The sequence below is a fragment of the Acinetobacter brisouii genome (assembly GCF_008993995.1).
Taxonomy (GTDB): Bacteria; Pseudomonadota; Gammaproteobacteria; order Pseudomonadales; family Moraxellaceae; genus Acinetobacter; species Acinetobacter brisouii_A.
Map to the genome: position 1 here is coordinate 140,217 of NZ_BKNN01000001.1, position 18,005 is coordinate 158,221.

An 18,005-nucleotide genomic window follows, 5' to 3' on the forward strand; every position below is an offset into this window, starting at 1 on the left:
AAATCAATATGTCAGACGATATTAGTTTAGAAGAACGTAAAGTCATCTACCGTGCACGTCGTGGATTAAAAGAAATTGATGTATATTTTGACCCCTATGTTCGACAATATTATTTGCAAGCAAGCCCTGAAGAAAAAGCTTTATTTGCTGAGTTGGTTGATCAGGAAGATCCTGATTTACTGGACTGGTTTATGGAAGTGGGTGAACCTCCACGCCCTGAAATTAAAAATTTGATTGTGAAACTGAAGCATTATGTCCATCAATAATCTAAGTTTTCAGTTAAAACCAAGCAAGATTGCTTGGTTTTTTCAATTTGTGTGCTATGTCGTGTTGCTTATACTGAGTTATTCTGCATTGCCATGGTATTTGGTTTTATTAATGATTCTGCTGGCGAGTTTGGCTTGGATTTGGTTTCGACTAAAACAACAGAATATTACTGTGCTTGCACAACTTGAATCTGAGTTGTGGACTGTCGATCATCAACAATTACACTTAATTCGATTGGTTGATCATGGCATATATATTGTGCTGTTCTGGCAAGAAGAACAGCCGCCATGCGTCATTTGGTGTGATCAGCTTAGCTTGCAAAAATGGAAACAACTGAAAATTTTGGCCAAGCTATACCGTCCGCAATTGACCGAAATGACCAAATAAAAATAGATTTGGGCGAATGTTTAAACTGAAGTTCCGAACTATGCTGTACTCTACAAGCTTTACCTTTGACAAGCAGCATAATACAGAACCGTGATTGTGCTGCTTTTTTTTATTATTACTGCGCTTTTTGTTGCTCAGCAAGTTGTTGTTCAAGAAGCTTAATTTCTTCTTGTTTGAGTCTGATTAATTTATCAGAATCACTATGTTGGGCTTTTAGAGTCGCTTCTTGATGTTTCAATTGCTTTTGAATATCTTCAAGTTTGGATACTTCTTCTTTTGCTAAAGATGGATTTTCAGGTACGGGCTGTTTCAGTACGCTATCATCAACCAAATTTTTCGTTGGTTGAGTTGTTTTAGGTTCTGAAGCTGTTGTTATTGGTTCAGATGATGCAACAGGTTGTGCCATAGGAGGAGCTTGTGTTTTATGTTGTGCAGTGGCAGGTATTTTGGTTGTAGGAGCAGTCACAAACCATGATTGCCAAACAAATACAGCTAAACAAATGGCAAAAAGAACGCCAACAATAATCCAAAGTAAGAAAGAATTTGATTTATTAGTTTTCATAATCGTGTCAATTAATGGTTTGACGGAGTGGCGTGACGTGGGCGAAATTGAATAACACCCACCTCATCTGCTACAACTGGAGTTTCAGGCTCCTCGACATGTGTTGGTCGATTTTCACTGTAGCCACATTCAATACATTCAATCCATTCATGATCATTTTCAGTGAGCATCACCACACGATCTAACGCTTCACATTTTGGACATTTTGCACCTGCAATGAATCGTTTTTTCATAAGATGATACCTATACCATGAATCATGAATTTTAAGCGCATAGTTTAAGCGTTTTTAGGCGCTTTCGTCCAACCCTGATGACGTAATAACGCATCAATTTTAGGCTCACGACCACGAAAATGTACAAAAGCATCAAGTGCAGTGTCTTTACCGCCGACTGCTAAAATTGCTTTACGGAACTCATGTCCAGTGTCTGTGTTGAAAATTCCTTCATTTTCAAAGCGATCAAACGCATCACTGGCTAAAACCTCTGCCCATTTGTAAGAATAGTAACCTGCTGCATATCCCCCTGCGAAAATATGGCTAAAACTATGCTGGAAGCGGTTATATGCTGTGGTTGGTAAAACAGAAATACGCTGACGAATTTGGTCTAAAGTGTCTTGGATCTGAGCGGTGTTGAGTGCAGGTATATGCTGATGGATTTCGAGGTCAAACAAGGCAAATTCAAGCTGACGTAAGGTTTGCATGCCAGACTGGAAGAAACGCGCATCGAGTAGGGCATTGAGTAAATCTTGCGGTAAGGTCTGCTTGGTTTCAATGTGTTCACTGATCAGGTCTAGACTAGCTTTATCCCATGTCCAAAATTCCATAAATTGACTTGGAAGTTCTACGGCATCCCATGCAACACCATGTGTTCCTGCCACTGAAATATTGTCGACTTCGGTCAGGAGGTGATGTAAGCCATGTCCAAATTCATGGAATAAGGTCGTGACTTCATCATGTGTCAACAGGGCAGGTTGATCGCCTACAGGTGGAGTAAAGTTACAGACCATATAGCAGATTGGTTTTTGTAGGGACAGTGCGGTTTGCATACGTGAGCGGAAGCCACTCATCCATGCACCACCACGTTTGCCATGGCGTGCATATAAATCTAAATAGAAACCACCGAGTACTTGTCCTTGATCTTCAATTTCAAAGTAACGCACATCAGGCTGCCATACAGGTGCGGCACGTTCTTGAATTTGAATGCCATATAAACGATGTACAATTTCAAATAAACCTTGCACGACTTTGGGTGCAGGGAAATACGGTTTTAAGGCTTCTTGTGACAGGTTAAATTGTTGCTGTTTAAGTTTTTCTGAATAGAAGCTACTGTCCCAAGGTTGTAATTCATCAATCCCATCTTGTGCGGCAATGGCTTTTAACTCGGCAATTTCTTGTAAGGCAGGCGTGCGAGCATGTTCAGCCAGTTCATTGAGAAATTCAAAAACAGTCGCGACATTCGGCGCCATTTTGCTGGCAAGTGAATATTCAGCGTAGTTGTCAAAACCAATTAGCTGCGCCATTTCCTGACGTAAACTCAAGATTTCCTGCATAACCTCTGAATTATCAAATTCAGTATGCTGAGACTGCTCGGAAGCACGAGTGGTGTAGGCTTTATACAGTTCCTCACGTAAAGTGCGGTCTTGGGCATAGGTCATAATTGCCAAGTAAGATGGAAAATCCAGTGTAGCAACCGCTTGTTCTAGCTCACGTTGCTGACCATATTGTTTTAACAGGGCAACACTACTTTCGGGTAAACCTTGTAATTGAGTCTCTTCGAGGGGTTTAAAGTAGGCTTGTGTAGCATCTAAGACATGATTTGAAAAGTCTGAAGACAATTGAGACAAACGCGCAGAAATTTCTGCATAGCGCTGTTTGGCTGCACCTTCAAGTGCCACACCTGAAAGTTTAAAGTCACGTAATGCAAGGCGAATCGCACTTTGCTGTGCAGGGGTTAACGTTGAAAATTCCGGACCATCATGAAGATGCTGGTAAGTCTGATACAGCGCCGTATGTTGACCAAGTTGTGTATAGTATTCACTGAGGAGAGGTAGTAGTGACTGATAAACTTCACGCGTTACGGCATTGCTCATAACTGAATTTAAATGGGCCAAGACTCCCCATGACTCACTCATATTATTTTCAAGGGTATCCATTTGCTCAAGCACTTGAGTTTGAGTAGCAAAATCAGTTGGAGCTTGAGTCAGTTCAGTAAGAAACTTTAATCCTGCTTGGATTTGTTGCTGAATTTGCTCTTTTAATTGATCGAGTTGAATTTGATCAAACTGGGGAGTAGGAAGCGTTGCTTGTTGTAATGTCATTCTGTATGCCAAAAAATATAAACGTTATTTGTAGATTTAAGGCTTAAAGTGACAGAAATCAAGGGTAATGGATGAGGTTCTTAAATGAAACGGTGCTTTTCTCATTGAATTGGAATAGAAGAGATAGAAAAAGTAAAAGAGCCGAAGCTCTTTTACTTGATGTTGAATCAATCCTGCCGAGTTTTGGCATTGGATTTTTTCTTTTTCACTTTGTCTTTTTTCTTGGCTTTGTCTTTGCTTTTCGATTCAGCTTTCACTGTCGATTTTTTTGCTGTTTTTTTGCCATAAGAACTCGGTTTATTTTTGTCCTTTTTCTTACGGACAGGTTTTTCACCCGCTTCTTGTGGCTCAGCAGGAGGTGCTGCAACGTCTGGCTGATTGAAGACTTGCTCACGCAGTGTAGGTTTGCTACTCGCACGTGGTGCACGACTGCGAATGGCTCGACCTGCATGACTGATCTGTTTGAGTAATTCAAAGTCAATTTTTCGTTCTTCAAGATTTACGCCAGCGACTTTAATATTCAACTCATCGCCTAAACCAAAGATCTGACCACGATTTTGCCCAATCAGTGTTTGGCTAGCAGGGTCATAGACAAAGAAGTCATCACCAAGTTGGCTAATATGAATCATGCCATCGACATACAAATCTTTGAGTGTGACAAATAAACCAAACTCAGCCACAGCACTGATGGTACCGACAAATTCATCACCCAAATGCTGTTGCATATAGTGGCATTTTAACCAAGTCGTAACGCTACGTGATGCTTCATCGGCACGACGTTCGGTTTGCGAGAAATGCTCACCCGCATCATCGAGTGCTGCACCTGAAAGCACAGGTTTCTTGTTGTCTAAATGCGCTTTGATGGCACGGTGCAAGAGCAAGTCAGGGTAACGACGAATCGGAGAGGTGAAGTGGGTATACGCTTCATAAGCCAGACCGTAATGTCCTGCATTTTTTGCGCTGTAGAATGCTTGCATCATTGAGCGTAACAACACTGCATGAATGCTGGCTGCATCAATACGGTCTTTGGTCGCTTCAATGACTTTTTGATAATCGGCTTGTGTTGGTTGTTCAGGGAATGGAATGCCTAAATTCAACAGTTTCACAAAATCACGAACCTTTTGAATGCGTGAGAACTCAGGGGCTTCATGCACACGGTACAGCATTGGAATATCATGTTCTAAAGCGTATTCTGCGGCTGCAACGTTGGCGAGCAACATGCATTCTTCAATCAGTTTGTGAGCATCGTTACGGGTGCGAGGCAAAATTTCTTTAATACCGCCCAACTCATCAAACGTCATATAAGTTTCAACCGTCTCAAACTCCATGGCATGACGTTCAGCACGCAAGCCTTTTAACGTTTGATAGAGTTGAAACAAGATATTGATCGACTTACGAATTTCACGGTCTTCAGGAATGGCTTGAGAGTCACCTTCCAAATATTTTCCGACTTGGTCATAAGTCAAACGGGCTTTGGAATGCATCACTGAAGGATAAAACTCAAAGCCAGTCACTCGACCTGCACGCGATAATTTCAAATCGCAGACCATACATAAGCGGTCAACGTGTGGGTTTAGCGAGCACAAACCATTGGAGAGGGCTTCAGGCAACATCGGCAAGACAAAGTGTGGAAAATACACCGAAGTTCCACGCTCTTGTGCTTCATTATCTAAAGGCTGTTCTAAACGCACATAATGACTGACATCAGCAATTGCCACCACGACACGGTAGCCACCGCCCGAACGTTTTTCCGCATAGACGGCATCATCAAAGTCGCGAGCATCTTCACCATCAATGGTAACAAGCGCCAAATCACGTAAATCAACACGTCCTTGAATATCTTTGGCTGAAGGCTCCTTAAAGCTTTCAGCTTCTTTAACCACTTCTTCAGGAAATTCATACGGCAAACCAAACTCTAAAATAGTTTGCGGAATAATGATTTCTGTGTTGGCTTTGTCTGCCATCGACTGAACAATATGTCCTGTCGCAAACTCTTCACGAGTTGGATAATCATCAATTGCCACACGTAAACTGTCACCAACTTTGGCTTGAGCATGTTCGATCAGTTGTTTTTCGAGCGTAATCGGCTGATGGCTGTTGGGTGTACTTGGCTGAATAAAGTATTCACCTTCATGTTCTGCCAATTTACCAATCACCTGTTTGACGCGGTGTTGTACAACTTCAGCAATATGTCCCCAAGCTTTACCTTTGCGATCGACCGAAGTTTGACGGACTTTGACGCGATCGCCGTTGAATACCAAACGCAATTCGCGCTCTGGTAGTAACAAATCATCTTGACCATCGATATGTGCTGAGCCGAGTCCTTTACTGTTGATATAAACTGTCGCTTCATGCGTTGGCTGGTCGGTCATGAGTTGAAACTTCAAGCCATCCTTGCCCAATTGACCATCTCGTACCATAGCACTCAGACGATGGCTCAGTGCTTCAATGCTTTTTTGATCTTGTAAATTGAAATGATCAACTAGTTCAGCATGTGATTGAGGTGTTTCAAGTTTTTCGAGGCTGGTTAAAATGAGAGTACGGCTAGGAATTGGATTGTCATAACGCTCCGCTTCCGCTTTGGCTTCAGGATCGACCCAGTTTTTCATCATATTGTGTGGCTTCTTATCAGCAGATAGGTTTAGCATAAGTCATGCAGAAATAGACTGCACGTAATTCATTGCAATAATGTGTTGAAGTGTCAGTTTTTTATGCGTATAGGAGATGCATGTGATTATGGTAGCAATAAAATCGCCTAAAAAATCAGCTAAAATGCGGAAATTGTTTAAAAAATAGATGATTGAATCAAAAAAGATGAAAAAAACAAAAACTTTACTTGCTGAGCTGCATTTTAGTTTGTATTATTGCGTCCTGTTACGGTGAGATGGGTGAGTGGCTGAAACCACGTCCCTGCTAAGGACGCATACGGGCAACTGTATCGAGGGTTCGAATCCCTCTCTCACCGCCATTTACTTACGCGCTCATAGCTCAGCTGGATAGAGCACTTGGCTACGAACTAAGGGGTCGGGAGTTCGAATCTCTCTGAGCGCACCAAGTAAATTAAACAGGCAGACGTAACACGCCGATATAGGCACACAAGTATATGCGCTCATAGCTCAGCTGGATAGAGCACTTGGCTACGAACTAAGGGGTCGGGAGTTCGAATCTCTCTGAGCGCACCAACTTGATAAAATACCGCTTTTAAAGCGGTTTTTTTATGCCTGAAATTTATAAAAATAAATCGTAGATATAACAATATGAATCTCGCACTTTTTGATTTTGATCATACCATTACCCATACCGACAGTTTTGCTCAATTTTTAAAATATTCATTGTCTTATCGCAAACTGTTCTTCGGTGGTTTTCGGGCTGCGCCGTGGTTTATGGCATTTCGAGCGGGATATGTTAGCGATCAGCAAATTGGAATGAGATTATGTCGAGTTGCCTATAAAAATTACCCTGTTAACAAACTGGAACAGCAAGGCTTACAATTTTCAAAAACGATTTTGCCGAATTTGCTGCATGAGCATGCCAAACAGCGAATTGCTTGACATCAACAGCAGGGCGATCAGGTCGTCGTGGTGTCGTCTTCTTTAAATGTGTATTTAAAAGACTGGTGTCAGCAGCAGGGCATTGACTTGATTTGTAATCAGCTTGAAGTTCGGGCGGGACGCTATACTGGAGAGTTACAGCAAGGTGATTGTGGTTATGTAGAAAAAGCCAATCGCGTACAGCAGAAATATAAACTCAGCGACTTTGATGCAATCTATGCGTATGGCGATAGTCCAAATGATCATGCCATGCTGGCATTGGCAGATTATAAGTTTTATCAGTGGCAAGAAATCTAGATTTATTTTTAAGCAAGGAAGTCTGATTTCGCTTAATAACTATTCATTCGCTATTAATTTTTGAAAAAAGGCTAGGCATTTTTTTAAAAGTGCGTATAATGCCCATCCATCAAGACAATGCGCTCATAGCTCAGCTGGATAGAGCACTTGGCTACGAACTAAGGGGTCGGGAGTTCGAATCTCTCTGAGCGCACCAACTTGATCAAGATTGAAAAAACCGCAGATTAAATGCGGTTTTTTTGTGCCTGTATTTTATGGTTGCTTTATGCAAATGTTTTAAAGCGTGCTGCATCATCCATCAATGTTTTTTCGCCTGCTTCCGCTTCAATTGAGCCAAATGCCAATCGCATAAATAGAACGAATTTTCTCCATAATTTCTAAGAAAGAAACTGGTGCAGTTTCAACTCAAGATTCGACGGGTTGGTTTTTTAAACCAAACAATTTTTCAAAGAAAGACATAAAATTATTTCTAAAATATGCCGTACATAAAAGTTATTTTATAGTTTTAAATTGATGGACTACTATTTTATTTATGCAACGATGTGGATACTGTTGCAAAATAGCACAGAGATTGATTTTAAAAGCCAAGATGATTGTGGTCTAATAGCGATACTTTTTTGAGTATTTGCAGCATGTTATGACAGATCAAAAACCTGCCCTATCTTTGCGTTACGCCCTAAATTTAGAAGAATCACAGGACGGCTTTGGGCTTGCAACTTTTGGTAAAAAACAAATTACCCGTTTTCTTACACCACTAATTAGTCTAGGAATTATTGTCTATGGCTTTTATATCGGTTTTTCTGGTGTAGGTCGTTACTATGTGGGTTTAGGGGTGTTCTTTTTAGTATTGCAAATTGCGATGCGTTATTGGTTATTACCAATGCTTTTTAGACGTCAGTTCGTTAAATATCAGGCAGCGAAAAGCGAGCAGGGTATTGATCTTTATCAGCATTATTTTGAATTGTATTCGGGTGGGCGCAAGCAGCAGTATCCATACAGTGAAGTGCAGAATTTTGCCCAAGGCAAACTGACGTATATGTTGGAACTGAAAACACGTAGTGTACTGATCGTACCAAAACGTGCCTTTGCGCAGCCTGATGAACAGCGTCTTTTTGAGCATAGTTTCAAAAAATAATCGAATCATCAAGAGAACAAAGGAAGTCGTATGAGTGTTCGTCCAAATAAGATCGTGTGTGTGGGTCGTAGTTATGCGGATCATGCCAAAGAACTTGGTAATGCCGTTCCAGATCGTCCAGTGCTATTTATTAAGCCTTCGAGCAGTTTAATTGGTTTAGATGATGGTATTTCATGGAATTCGGCACTCGGTAGCTGCCACCATGAATGTGAGCTAACTTTGCGTATCGACCAAACCTTGAAGGCTGAAACTGATCCTGCAAAAGCACTTGCAGCAATTGGTGCGGTGACATTGGGACTAGATTTAACCTTGCGTGATTTGCAAACTGAATTGAAAAATAAAGGTCAGCCTTGGGAACGTGCTAAATCTTTCGATGGCGCTTGTGTGCTTGCTGACTGGGTTGATGTCAGTGAAATTGAAGACTGGAAACATGTTCACTACACACTTGAAGTGAATGATGCGATTCGTCAGTCTGGTGATACGGCATTGTTACTGTTCCCAATTGCTGAAATGCTGTGTGATATGAGTCAGGCATTTACCATCGAAGCGGGTGATGTGGTGATGACGGGCACACCAGCAGGAGTGGCAGCATTAGCAGCAGGCGATCAACTTAAAATGACTTTAAAAGGTCAAAGCCAAGATTTTGTTTGGACAACTTTTGTAAAAGCCTAAGCTGTTCTGAGGTCAAAAAACCGAGTGTGATCACTCGGTTTTTTGATATGGAATAGTGCTCAATGCGGTTCGATGATCAAATAAATGGGCTAAAGGAATAGATAAATGACTTTTTAGATAATCATCGGCATCATTGAGTAAAGGCTCAAGTGCTTGCATCCATTGATCATCATCATGAATATTACAAACATCACGGCGCAGTGGTAAGGTAAACGGTAAGGTGTTATAGAAGCTCCAAAAATCAACCTGAGACAAGTTGCGAATCAGCGCATATTCATCCCCATCGGTGCGTTTAATCAAGTGTTGACGTTCAAGCAATTCAACATAAGCAGGCCAACGTCCCACTTCGCCACGACCTAAGATTTTGAGGGCTTCCTCATCGTTGACTGTTTCACCTAGTTTCTGTTTTTTATAAAATAAATCTAAAATATCAAGCAGCATAATCACAGGGTGACGTTTTTGGCGGTTGCCTGTACTAAAAGAGGTGAGAGCGAAACTGACCTCGACGCCTAATAAGACGATATTCCATGATAAATAAATCCATAATAGAAAAATAGGAACCGCGGCAAATGCACCATAGACCAGTTCATAGCTAGTAAAATTTGCCATCATGAAACCAAAAAAGCTTTTGAGTAACTGAAAAATTGAACCACTCAAAATGCCTGCAATTGCAGCGGCTTTAATCGGTACAGATCGGTTTGGGATTGTCCAATAAATAATAAAAAAACCAAGAATAATCAGAATATAAGAAATAAATCCTAGAAATATCGTACCATCGATTTGATAACCAACAAAATTATTGCTCAAGATATTCAGGGAAGCGACAGTTGATGAAATTACAAATGCACTACCTAACAAAATTGGACCTAAAGAAATAATGGTCCAATAGCGCATAAAACCAATAATTCCACCACGCTGTTGCTTGACTCGCCAAATACGATTAAAAGCTTCCTCAACACTAGTGAGCATCATCACTGAAGTGAGGAATAAAAATAAAATTCCGATCACAGTCAGGTTACTGGACTTGTCCGTAAACGAGTTCAAGGCCTGATCAAAGGCGATGCTGCTTTTAGGTAATAGATTGGTATAGATGAGATGCTGTACTTGCTGACGTGCAGGTTCTAGCGCTTTAATCGAAGAAATAATGACTAAAAACACTGTTAGCATGGGTACGACAGCAAATAACGTGGTGTAAGTCAGTGAAGCGGCTTTGTCACGACAACGATCATTCTCAAACCGATTGATTGTAAATAAAAGAAACTGAAACCATTTTTTTTCATAAAATGGCAGGCGTGTCAGAAGTTTTTGCATAACCTAGCCCTAATTTTTTTGATGAGAATTTATGTAATATTTCTCTAAGGCTACCCAAAAAAACGACAAAATACCGTATAGTTTTCTTTTTTATTGTATTTCAAGAGCAATGCAAACCTATATTCTCGTACTGTATTACAGCAAATATGGCTCAACCAAAGAAATGGCACACTTGATTGCCGATGGTATTGAAGCAGCAGGGATGTCCGTCAAAATTCGTACCGTTCCACAATTGACCACGGCGGTAGAAGTCGCTGCGCCAAGTATTCCTGAAGAAGGCGATATTTACTGTAGTTTAGAGGATTTGGCAGGCTGTGCAGGTTTAGCACTAGGTTCGCCAACGCGCTTTGGTAACATGGCGAGCGAGATGAAATACTTTTGGGATCAGACTACGACCTTATGGCTGAGTGGTGCTTTACATAACAAACCTGCTTGTGTCTTTACGTCATCGGGTTCGATGCATGGCGGACAGGAAAGTACTTTGCTTAGTATGTTGCCGCCTTTATTTCACCACGGCATGATGATTTTAGGTTTAACCAATGCACATCCTGCATTGTCCAATACTAAATCAGGCGGAACGCCGTATGGGGCAAGTCATGTCAGTGGTTCACGTCATGATCAAGGTTTAAGCGCAGAAGAAAAAGCGTTGTGTATTGAACAGGGTAAACGTTTGGGTGAAGTCGCATTGAAATTGCAATAACAAGATTGATTTTTAGGTCGATGACTGGGCAAGCATTCCAATTCATCGACCAAATGCTCCAAAAAAAAAGAGCGAATCAATCGCTCTTTTTTATTTAATCTCTAACGAAAGTCACCTGACCATCATTTAACGACTCGACACGTGCGAGCGATTCAACGCGGTAGCCTTTTTCAAGCAAGAGTTGACGACCTGTTTGGAATGATTTTTCAATCACAATACCCAAACCAACCACTTCAGCTTGAGCTTGATGGACTAAATCAATTAAACCTAACGCGGCTTGACCATTTGCCAAGAAATCATCAATCACAAGGACTTTATCAGTCGCATGTAAGTACTTGTTTGAAATCGTAATGGTGCTGGTGGTTTGCTTGGTAAATGAATAGACTTTTGATTCGTACAAATCATTTTTTAGGGTTAAAGACTGATGTTTACGCGCAAAAATGACGGGAACACCAAGTTCTAAACCTGCCATTACCGCAGGTGCAATACCTGAAGCTTCAATGGTAATGATTTTGGTAATACCTTGATCTTTAAAGCGTACAGCAAATTCATGTCCAATTTGCTGCATCAAGACAGGATCGATTTGGTGATTTAAGAAAGCATCTACTTTCAGAACTTGATCAGATAGAACGATACCTTCACTTAAGATTTTCTGTTCTAGTGCTTGCACAGGGAGGAACCTCTAAGGAACGGATGCTTTTTTAAGCAAAGGCGTATTTTAAAAAGCATCCGAAAAATTGCAAGTCAAAATTGCAAAAATGCGTTTATTTGGTTGGTCCTTGATAGCCTGTGAGCAAAATACCATAAGAACTGCTACCATCATTATGGGCAACTTTGACAGGTAAGTAGTCAAGTTTAGGCGCTAACCAGAAAATGGTATTACGTTCGGCTTTGCCGTGTTCGAGTTTGACTTTAATGGTACTGAGTGTGCCATAAGGAGTAACAAGGTTTTCATTCCCCAGTTTAATAAAACGACGAGCATCTACCCCTTTGGCATCAGTCAGCAAATAACTGTTTTTAAGCCCTGATTTTTGTAAATCTTCACGGATTTGGATTTCAGCATTGAGTTCATCCAAAGCGCCTGTTTTCCATGCAAACGAACGTGCTTTGCCTTTGCGGTTGGTGGTAATGGTTTTGGCGGCAGGATTAAAGTTGATTTTAAGCGTATCAGACAAGCCAATATAACTGGCATTGCGGCTAAAACTATTGGAAACCACATTATTGCCGATGAGGGAAAAGTGACTGGTTTCGGTGGCAGAAGCTAAAATGCCGGCCTTTGCTGCAAAGACATAAGTCCAGTTATTGCCATTTTGTTTTAAACTACGGGTTGCTGAACCCATGTTTTTACCGTTATAGGAAAACTGGTAAGTTGCCTGAAACGGGCTGAGTGCCATAGCTTCTGAAGAAATTGCGACAGCGCCAAGCAAAAGAACAGCAACGCCCAAAGAGCGTGCAGGGATTCGTTGTTTAAGCATAATCATTCCTACAATATTTATATTTTATCGTGACATAGATTAATCGATGAAATGTGAATGCATACATATATTTTGTATGAGATCTATCATATTATGTGCTTTTTTCAGCGTCTTTTGTTGTATCCACAGGATCGGTTAATGTTGACTCCTCTGAAGTTTTCTTAAAAAGCGCTTCTAAATTGACATTGCCCAAAACCACCAGTTCAGCTTCACGTAATACCGCATGATTGACGTGAACTTTGGCTAAAGTTTCAATAATAGATGGATTTTTACCGAGCCAGCGATTCAGGTCGAGATATAACAGATCATCTTTGACATCAAGCACATTAAAACGCTGTAAAATTGTACCAAGTGGGTCTTTGTCTAAAACTTTTTGATAAAAGAATAGGGCGAATTTAACGGCTATTTTTTGGAAAACATTTTTATACTTGGCTTCAATGACTTGAGTTTGGCTAATTTGTTCAAAGACCAAGAGTTGGGTATCTTTGTTGAGTTCCATTTGTAATAATTTTAGGTCAACAGATAAAGTGGTATACAAGCCTTGAACGTCAAGTGTGGCATACAAACGTAGCCAGTCATCATGTACATCGGCATGTAAGTCCTGCAAAATTTTCACGTTATCGGTCACAAAACGTTTGAAAGTTGCGTTTAGAAATACTTGCGATAATGCAAATTCACGCTCTTCCTCAATAAATCCTCCAGCCTTGCGGTATACCTCGCAGATACGTTTAGAAATGTTGGAAATGAGCGTTTGCATAAATGGCTTCCAAAAAATAGTTTTTTATACGGGTTGCAATCTTATTGAATAAGATGAAAAATTCACATCTATTTTTTATACTCGCTGTTGCAAAGTCGATCAGCTATATTCGGCTGCAAAAATAGTATAAAACAGCATTTTTCTCTAAAAAATCGCATATTTGTATGTTACGTGTATTTTTGACAAGTTTGGTCGTTTTAATGTTATGACAAAGCAATACTTGATTCAGCAAAAAATCACACTGTCTTGGTGGAAAGACTCGGTATTTATGGTGGCAGTGATTTCGGCATTGCTACTGCATCTTATTTTGTTGTGCATACGCTTTGCGATGCCGCATGCCGATCAGTCTATGCATCAAGACATTGCTGTGACGATTCGACCAAGCAAAGATGCAGTGGAAAACGCAGACTTTATTGCACAGGCAGATCAACAAGGTTCAGGGATTTTTAGACAAAAACACCGTATGTCAACCAATCTTGCCCCAGCAGATGAGTCTCAGTCCGCAGGTGATCAACAACTGCAACAACTTGAAATGGTTAAACAGCAGCGCGAGCTTAAATTTGAAGAAAAAGTGCTGATGACTGTTTTGAGCTGGCAAAAACAAAGTGAAGATCAACATCGTAAAAAAGCCATGGATGAATTGCAAAGCCAATATCAGGCGAAAGCAGCGATGGTGGCGAGTCTTGAAGCTCAGTATTTACAGCGTCAACAAGATTTTAGTCGTCAGCAAAAAATTAAAACGGTAGATGGTATTCAGGCTAAACGAGATGCATCGGCGGCTTATTTGAATAAGTTCCGTGAAAAAGTGGAGTTATATGGCAACCGCTACTATCCAGAACAAGCCAAGCAACAACGCTGGTCTGGCGAAGTTCGTTTAATGGTGGCCTTAAATAGTGAGGGTGGGGTACGTGCATTGCATTTATTGCAGAGTTCTGGACATGCGGTTTTAGATGAAGCAGCCAAAGATTCTGTACGCCGTGGAGCGCCTTTTGGGCGTTTCGATGCCAGCATGAAAGATATTTCTGAGTTACGTATTGTACGGACGTGGCGTTTTGATCCAGCTGAAGCTGAATTTGAAGTGAAATAAAAAAATCGGGAATTTATCCCGATTTTTTTATGTGGTTTGATGGATTTGATACTGTCGCTGCAATTCACAAATTTCAATGCTGTAGTTTTTGTACCAGCGTTCTCGTCCGATCTGTTGCGCGATTTGATGTTCAGGATCTTGTTGCCAACGTTGAATACTGGCGAGATCTGTCCAATATGACAGTGCAATTTCTTGCTCATTTTCAGTATAGGACTCGAACTTCAAGCAACCATAGTCAGAAAAGGCCTTTTGACGTAATTGCTGTGCAGTTTGACTATATTCTGAATCGAGCTGTGCAATCTCTGCTTTGAAAATCACCACAAACATCAATTGCACTCCTTTCTATTTTTACTGATCCTGATACGGATTGGCTAAACCGAGTTTGGCTAAAATCTCAATTTCCAAAGCTTCCATTTCCTCAGCATCTTCATCGCTAGTTTCATGGTCATAGCCAAGCAAATGCAGTGTGCCATGCACCAACATATGGGTGAAATGATCGAGCGGTTTTTTATGCTGTTGATCGGCTTCCTGCAAAACGACAGGAATACAGATCACCAAGTCACCCAGTGGAAATGCATCCAGCATCGGAAGGACTTCTTCAGGAATATCACTTGGAAAAGACAGAACATTGGTCGGTTTGTCTTTTTGGCGGTATTGTAAATTCAGTTCATGACTTTCAGCATTATCGACACAAGCAACCCCGATTTCACAATCTTGCTGCATGTCGACATGGCGTAAAGTGGTTTCAATGACTTTTTTAAGATAACCACGTTTTAGCACCAGTTCAGGTGCTAAAACGTCTTGTTGTAATGAAAGATTAAGTTTCAAAATGAGTCCTTAAGCGTCCTGATGTTGGGCATCTGCCGCGACATCATTTTCTTGAATGAGTGCTTCGTGGCGTGCTTTGCGTGCAGCACGTTCTTCAGCACCAATTCGGTGTTGCTCACTGTCCCAGCCTTCATAGGCTTCGACAATTTTTTGTACGAGTTGATGGCGAACCACATCACGAGAGTGGAAACGCGTAATATGAATTTCAGTCACATGCTCTAAAACACGCAAAGCATGAGCTAAACCTGATTGCTGACCACGTGGTAAATCGACTTGGGTAATATCCCCTGTAATGACGGCGCGAGAACCAAAACCTAAACGGGTGAGGAACATCTTCATTTGTTCAGGTGTGGTGTTTTGTGCTTCATCCAAAATCACAAACGAGTGATTTAAGGTACGTCCACGCATATAAGCGAGCGGTGCAACTTCAATCACTTGGCGTTCGATCAACTTCGCCACTTTTTCAAAGCCAAGCATTTCATACAAAGCATCGTAAAGTGGACGTAGATAGGGATCAATTTTTTGGCTTAAGTCCCCAGGGAGGAAACCCAGTTTTTCACCTGCTTCAACCGCAGGACGAACCAAGAGAATTCGCTGGATTTCGTTACGTTCGAGCATATCGACTGCTGCAGCAACGGCTAAATAGGTTTTACCCGTTCCCGCAGGTCCAATACCAAAAGAAATATCACTTTGCAAAATACGCTGTACATAGCGTTTCTGGTTTGCACCACGCGGGTTAATACGCCCTTTGCGTGTTTGTAACCAGACGCTGTCTAGCCCAGTATGCTCCTGACCCTCATCATCCATCAGATCACGCTCGGTCTGACTGCCTTGAATCATCATGTGTAATTGGTCTGCACTAATCGGAGAGGACAGTTCAGCTTCTTCATGCAGTCGCTGTAACAGGGTTTCTGCTCTCTCCACCACCTCAATGTCACCATCGATATAAAAAACATCGCCTCGATGGGTAATTTGGACGTCTAAACGTTGTTCAATTTGTTTCAAGTGACCGTTGTAAGCACCGAGCATGCTTTTTAAACGGTCCATTGAAATACCTGGAAAAGATACTGTACGTCGGATCGCTGCAGTCAAGACAATTCCTTTTAAGTGTTGTTTAGTCTATAGCCCTACATTACGCCACGTCAGGCTCAAGATTCAAGAGCTCACCATAGACTAAATTCAAAGTTTTAATCTCGGTAATCTCAATTTCTGCAAAACGACCAACCCAAGTCGCATCGCCAATAAACGTTACTAAACGGGTGTTGTCTGCTGTGCCGACCAAAAGATTTGGGTCTTTATTAGAAACATTTTCAATCAAGACACGTTGCACTGTACCTAGCATGGCATCAGTTTTGTCGATACTTGACTGTTTAATGACTTTTTGAACTTGTGCAAGACGGTCTTTTTTCACCTCTTCAGGCGTCGTGTCTTCAAGCTCTGAAGCAGGTGTACCTGGGCGTTTAGAGTAAATGAAGCTATAAGAATGATCGAAATCTAAATCTTTAATGAACTGCAAAGTTTCCGCAAAATGTTCATCAGTTTCACCTGGGAAACCAATAATAAAATCACTCGACAAATGCATGTCTGGGCGGATTTCGCGTAACTTTTCAATTTTATTGATATAAACATCAATGGTGTGGTTACGTTTCATGGCCTGTAACACAGCATTTGAACCACTTTGTACAGGCAAGTGCAAATGCGACACCATTTGTGGAAGATCACGGTAGCACTGAATCAGGTCTTCAGAAAATTCAAGTGGATGCGATGTGGTATAACGTAGACGACCAATCCCTGGAATTTCTGAAACTAAACGTAACAAATCAGCGAAGGTACAGATTTTGCCATCAAAGGTTTCACCACGATAACCATTGACGTTTTGACCTAAAAGGCTGATTTCACGAACGCCTTTTTCAGCAAGACCTGCAATTTCCGCCAAGACATCATCAAGTGGACGAGAAACTTCTTCACCACGTGTGTAAGGCACAACACAGAATGAACAATATTTTGAACAACCTTCCATGATCGAAACAAAGGCTTTGTAACCTTCAACACGTGGTTCAGGCAAGAAGTCGAATTTTTCAATATCAGGGAATGAGATATCGACCAGTTTAATTTTGTCTTGCTTTGGCTTTTCAACTTGATCGTTGTGTTGATCGAGCATTTGCGGTAAACGGTGCAAAGTTTGTGGGCCAAAAACCATGTCGACATACGGTGCACGTTTTTGAATGTTGTCACCTTCTTGTGAGGCGACACAACCACCGACACCGATCACAAGATCAGGATTTTTTTCTTTCAGTTTGCGCCAACGACCAAGCTCACTAAAGACTTTTTCTTGAGCTTTTTCACGAATCGAACAGGTGTTCATCAAAAGAATGTCAGCATCTTTTGGATCGTTGGTGAGTACATAGCCGTGTGAGTCGCCGAGGAGGTCGGCCATACGGTGACTGTCATATTCATTCATTTGACACCCTTGAGTTTCAATGTACAGTTTTTTCACTGCGTTTGAAACGTCAGAGGTGTGCAAAGGCTGGGAGACAGTGTTTTCTGAGGCAGCTTCGGCACGTGCTGGAATGAAGGTCTGAACCGTCATGTAGGCTCCTGAAAAATAAGGCTAAGAGTTCAGGTCTAGATTGGTATGAACCTGTAACACTTTGGCAAG

The 18,005-nt window shown here is 41.3% G+C and carries 17 protein-coding genes, 4 tRNA genes and 3 pseudogenes; 11 read left to right on the forward strand and 13 right to left on the reverse strand.

Translation table 11 applies throughout. From position 1 onward, the window contains the following. Positions 1 to 8: 8 nt before the first annotated feature. On the forward strand, positions 9 to 266 hold the full coding sequence (locus GBN19_RS00775; protein WP_151708680.1) for an FAD assembly factor SdhE: 258 nt from the start codon (positions 9 to 11) through the stop codon (positions 264 to 266). Between the two features lie 61 nt (positions 267 to 327). Beyond that, positions 328 to 654 (forward strand): hypothetical protein, encoded by a 327-nt coding sequence (locus GBN19_RS00780; RefSeq protein WP_228271181.1) that lies wholly within the window; start codon positions 328 to 330, stop codon positions 652 to 654. 115 nt (positions 655 to 769) lie between these two features. Here the strand turns inward: GBN19_RS00780 and GBN19_RS00785 are convergent, their stop codons facing one another. From GBN19_RS00785 to rnr, 4 genes are all read right to left on the reverse strand, one after another. Further along, positions 770 to 1,216, reverse strand: a complete 447-nt coding sequence (locus tag GBN19_RS00785) for a hypothetical protein (RefSeq protein WP_151776806.1) — start codon at positions 1,214 to 1,216, stop codon at positions 770 to 772. 11 nt (positions 1,217 to 1,227) lie between these two features. Continuing rightward, on the reverse strand, positions 1,228 to 1,449 hold the full coding sequence (locus GBN19_RS00790) for a YheV family putative zinc ribbon protein (RefSeq protein WP_151776807.1): 222 nt from the start codon (positions 1,447 to 1,449) through the stop codon (positions 1,228 to 1,230). A gap of 44 nt (positions 1,450 to 1,493) precedes the next feature. Next, positions 1,494 to 3,533 (reverse strand): M3 family metallopeptidase, encoded by a 2,040-nt coding sequence (locus GBN19_RS00795; protein WP_151776808.1) that lies wholly within the window; start codon positions 3,531 to 3,533, stop codon positions 1,494 to 1,496. A gap of 167 nt (positions 3,534 to 3,700) precedes the next feature. Beyond that, entirely contained in the window at positions 3,701 to 6,145 is a 2,445-nt protein-coding gene (rnr, locus tag GBN19_RS00800; RefSeq protein ID WP_151776809.1) for a ribonuclease R, read from the reverse strand. Positions 6,146 to 6,411: 266 nt separating this feature from the next. Here rnr and GBN19_RS00805 point away from each other — a divergent pair. The 5 genes and pseudogenes from GBN19_RS00805 to GBN19_RS00825 all read left to right on the forward strand — a co-directional run bounded on the left by GBN19_RS00805 (position 6,412) and on the right by GBN19_RS00825 (position 7,577). Continuing rightward, positions 6,412 to 6,501 (forward strand) — tRNA-Ser (locus tag GBN19_RS00805). Between the two features lie 9 nt (positions 6,502 to 6,510). Next, positions 6,511 to 6,587 (forward strand) — tRNA-Arg (locus GBN19_RS00810). 51 nt (positions 6,588 to 6,638) lie between these two features. After that, positions 6,639 to 6,715, forward strand: a tRNA-Arg gene (locus GBN19_RS00815). Positions 6,716 to 6,790: 75 nt separating this feature from the next. After that, a pseudogene (locus tag GBN19_RS00820) lies at positions 6,791 to 7,381 on the forward strand (HAD-IB family hydrolase). A gap of 119 nt (positions 7,382 to 7,500) precedes the next feature. Continuing rightward, positions 7,501 to 7,577: transfer RNA gene (locus GBN19_RS00825), tRNA-Arg, on the forward strand. 67 nt (positions 7,578 to 7,644) lie between these two features. Here GBN19_RS00825 and GBN19_RS00830 read toward each other — a convergent pair. Continuing rightward, a pseudogene (locus tag GBN19_RS00830) lies at positions 7,645 to 7,728 on the reverse strand (nitroreductase family protein); the annotation flags it as partial. Positions 7,729 to 8,018: 290 nt separating this feature from the next. Here GBN19_RS00830 and GBN19_RS00835 point away from each other — a divergent pair. Continuing rightward, a complete protein-coding gene (locus tag GBN19_RS00835; RefSeq protein WP_151708687.1) occupies positions 8,019 to 8,516 on the forward strand; it encodes a YcxB family protein in 498 nt (165 codons plus the stop codon). Between the two features lie 15 nt (positions 8,517 to 8,531). Continuing rightward, positions 8,532 to 9,188, forward strand: a pseudogene (locus GBN19_RS00840) (fumarylacetoacetate hydrolase family protein); the annotation flags it as partial. A gap of 30 nt (positions 9,189 to 9,218) precedes the next feature. Here GBN19_RS00840 and GBN19_RS00845 read toward each other — a convergent pair. Further along, positions 9,219 to 10,499, reverse strand: a complete 1,281-nt coding sequence (locus tag GBN19_RS00845) for a YhjD/YihY/BrkB family envelope integrity protein (protein ID WP_151708689.1) — start codon at positions 10,497 to 10,499, stop codon at positions 9,219 to 9,221. Between the two features lie 109 nt (positions 10,500 to 10,608). On the opposite strand from GBN19_RS00845, the gene wrbA reads away from it, so the two are divergent. Next, positions 10,609 to 11,199: an NAD(P)H:quinone oxidoreductase gene (gene wrbA, locus GBN19_RS00850; protein WP_151708690.1), complete on the forward strand. Its 591-nt coding sequence runs from the start codon at positions 10,609 to 10,611 to the stop codon at positions 11,197 to 11,199. A 94-nt stretch (positions 11,200 to 11,293) separates the two neighbouring features. On the opposite strand, the gene GBN19_RS00855 is transcribed toward wrbA, so the two are convergent. From GBN19_RS00855 to GBN19_RS00865, 3 genes are all read right to left on the reverse strand, one after another. Next, the gene (locus GBN19_RS00855) at positions 11,294 to 11,869 is read right to left on the reverse strand and encodes a xanthine phosphoribosyltransferase (RefSeq protein ID WP_151708691.1); all 576 of its coding nucleotides are present in this window, start codon (positions 11,867 to 11,869) and stop codon (positions 11,294 to 11,296) included. Between the two features lie 94 nt (positions 11,870 to 11,963). After that, entirely contained in the window at positions 11,964 to 12,674 is a 711-nt protein-coding gene (locus tag GBN19_RS00860; RefSeq protein ID WP_151708692.1) for a DUF3108 domain-containing protein, read from the reverse strand. Between the two features lie 91 nt (positions 12,675 to 12,765). After that, positions 12,766 to 13,431 carry a hypothetical protein gene (locus GBN19_RS00865; protein WP_151776811.1) on the reverse strand — a complete coding sequence of 222 codons (666 nt, stop codon included), beginning with the start codon at positions 13,429 to 13,431 and terminating at the stop codon, positions 12,766 to 12,768. 205 nt (positions 13,432 to 13,636) lie between these two features. Between GBN19_RS00865 and GBN19_RS00870 the strand changes: the two genes are divergently transcribed. Then, complete coding sequence (locus tag GBN19_RS00870; protein WP_151776812.1) at positions 13,637 to 14,518, forward strand: energy transducer TonB; 882 nt, start codon at positions 13,637 to 13,639, stop codon at positions 14,516 to 14,518. Positions 14,519 to 14,545: 27 nt separating this feature from the next. Here the strand turns inward: GBN19_RS00870 and GBN19_RS00875 are convergent, their stop codons facing one another. Genes GBN19_RS00875 through miaB form a run of 4 tightly spaced genes read right to left on the reverse strand, consistent with a single transcriptional unit; the run spans position 14,546 to position 17,936 of the window. Beyond that, positions 14,546 to 14,845 carry an antibiotic biosynthesis monooxygenase family protein gene (locus GBN19_RS00875; RefSeq protein WP_151776813.1) on the reverse strand — a complete coding sequence of 100 codons (300 nt, stop codon included), beginning with the start codon at positions 14,843 to 14,845 and terminating at the stop codon, positions 14,546 to 14,548. A gap of 21 nt (positions 14,846 to 14,866) precedes the next feature. Next, positions 14,867 to 15,346, reverse strand: a complete 480-nt coding sequence (gene ybeY, locus GBN19_RS00880; RefSeq protein WP_111895284.1) for an rRNA maturation RNase YbeY — start codon at positions 15,344 to 15,346, stop codon at positions 14,867 to 14,869. 9 nt (positions 15,347 to 15,355) lie between these two features. Continuing rightward, positions 15,356 to 16,438: a PhoH family protein gene (locus GBN19_RS00885; protein ID WP_151776814.1), complete on the reverse strand. Its 1,083-nt coding sequence runs from the start codon at positions 16,436 to 16,438 to the stop codon at positions 15,356 to 15,358. A gap of 40 nt (positions 16,439 to 16,478) precedes the next feature. Beyond that, positions 16,479 to 17,936, reverse strand: coding sequence for a tRNA (N6-isopentenyl adenosine(37)-C2)-methylthiotransferase MiaB (gene miaB, locus GBN19_RS00890; protein WP_151708696.1), 1,458 nt, complete (start codon positions 17,934 to 17,936; stop codon positions 16,479 to 16,481). Positions 17,937 to 18,005: the final 69 nt, after the last annotated feature.